The sequence below is a fragment of the Acetobacter sp. AAB5 genome (assembly GCF_050106715.1).
Lineage (GTDB): Bacteria > Pseudomonadota > Alphaproteobacteria > Acetobacterales > Acetobacteraceae > Acetobacter > Acetobacter oryzifermentans.
Genome location: NZ_JBNIEW010000046.1, coordinates 1 through 2,016, shown reverse-complemented (window position 1 = coordinate 2,016; position 2,016 = coordinate 1). Strand labels below are relative to the sequence as shown.

General features: G+C 44.8%; 2 protein-coding genes and 1 pseudogene. 2 read left to right on the top strand and 1 reads right to left on the bottom strand.

The features are described from left to right. Positions 1-229: hypothetical protein (locus ACP7IZ_RS13710; protein ID WP_426849718.1), on the top strand; the 229-nt coding region annotated here is incomplete at its 5' end. A 30-nt stretch (positions 230-259) separates the two neighbouring features. After that, complete coding sequence (locus ACP7IZ_RS13705; RefSeq protein ID WP_003631418.1) at positions 260-1,033, top strand: TSUP family transporter; 774 nt, start codon at positions 260-262, stop codon at positions 1,031-1,033. A gap of 313 nt (positions 1,034-1,346) precedes the next feature. On the opposite strand, the pseudogene ACP7IZ_RS13700 reads toward ACP7IZ_RS13705, so the two are convergent. Then, positions 1,347-1,825: pseudogene (locus ACP7IZ_RS13700) on the bottom strand (recombinase family protein). Between the last annotated feature and the right edge of the window lie 191 nt (positions 1,826-2,016).

Genomic DNA, 2,016 nt, shown 5'->3' with positions numbered 1-2,016 from the left:
CTCAATCAGAGGTTCCCAGATCGCCCATGTCTCGTCCGTAAAGGTGCCTGTTCTGTCTCCTTCTTCCATCCCTACAATATGGGAAGAAATTCAAGATCTAACAGGCCCTAGTGCTAGTTGTCAGGTAGGAGATGATCGTATTCAGCCAGATTACATTGATATCGCTATTTCCTCCATCGTAGAGGGGGGCTATGCTGATGCCTTCAGAATATTCGGTTTTTTTAATTAGAGATATTTGAGTCCGAGTTGGTTTTTCACCATGCAATTCACATTTGATACAATCCTGTTTCTCATATCGAGCGCATTTGTGGCTGGTGGGATAGATGCTCTTGCGGGTGGGGGCGGTCTTGTGACAATTCCCGCTTTGATGGCGGCTGGTATTCCACCTGTTTCGGCTCTTGCCACCAATAAACTGCAAAGCACGATTGGGACCTCTTCGGCTTTTCTGACCTTTTTGAGGGCAGGGCATGTCGATATCAGACAATTTGTTTTGCCAGCCATAGGAGCTTTCCTGGGAGCGCTTGCAGGCGCAACGGTCGTACAATTTGTAAATCCTATCTTTTTATCAGCAATTGTACCGCTTTTGTTAATCGGAATGGCTGCTTATTTTCTATTGGCCCCTCCCTTGAGTGGGGAAGATCGCCACGCTCGCCTTGGACGTATGGGGATTACACTATGTATGACCAGCATAGGATTTTATGATGGTTTTTTTGGTCCTGGTACGGGATCATTTCTAACAACTGTCTTGGTTGCTTTTGCTGGCCTTGGATTAGTTCGTGCAATTGCAAATACCAAATTTATCAATCTTTTAACCAATGTCGCGGGTCTTACGGCCATGATTGTTGGCGGAAAGGTATTATGGATGCTCGGATTTGGAATGGCAGGAGCAAATATTCTTGGAAACCAGGTCGGAGCATGGTTGGCAATCAGATATGGCGGCAAAGGTATCCGACCTCTGCTGGTTATTATGTCCTTGGCCCTTACGGTCAAGCTTCTTGCCAATCCCGATAATCCATTGTGGAAAATGTTTTAACCTTAATGGTGAATGAATATTGAGAATATCCCCTCTCGTATCCCGTTCGCCCTTCAGCATCGGTAAGATGCGATATGAAGATGTTTGCGAGTTCAGAGTTCACAGCGAAGATAGAATAGATATCAGACCAAGAGCCGCCATAGGTAGCGGACAGGCTCTTGGCTTATGATATTATAACAAATTCTCGAATAAACTTAAATCCCAAGTTGTGCTGAAATCGGGCATTAAAGGGAATGATCAAAAGCAAGGTATTTATGATCCAATATCAATCAAAAAAATGGCGATATTGGAAGAAATCAGGTCCTTAATTTCTTTATGAGTTATGTTTTAAGGCCTGTGAGGCAATCCGATAGACCGTTCCCGAACTTATGCCGAAAGCTTTTGCAATTTGTTCCAATTTTTCGCCATTTTTTCTTTTTTTGATAATTTCAAGTCGTTGTGACGGGGTGACAAGACTTGGTCGCCCCATCTTTTTCCCTTGCGCGATGGCTCTGGCGCGTCCTTCGGAAGTGCGCGTTCGTATTAAATCTCTTTCGACATCAGCTAAACCTCCAAGGACAGCAAGCATAAGCCGACCCGTGCTGGTAGTTGTATCGGTCCATGGTTCTGCCAAAGAGTAAAACTGAGCTTTTTTTCGGTAATACTTTTAACTATAGCGAATAAATCAAACGTACTGCGTGCCAGCCGATCAAGGCGAGTGACCACAATTGATTGTCCCTCTTTCAGATTACCGATGAGTTTCTGAAGTTCTGCACGGTTTGCATCTGCCCCACTAGCTTTTTCACGATAGATTCGACGGCATCCGTAATCTTTGAGTGTTTTAACCTGATGTTAAGGGTGCCGTTCGGTAATCCCCCCATAAAAAGAGTGACTTTTGAATGAGAATTTTCTCAGCGTAAGAATTGAGGAGATTCTGATGAAGAGTGATCGCTTTACTGACGCCCAGATCATGGGTGTGATCCGCCAGGCTGAGGGCGGTGTCC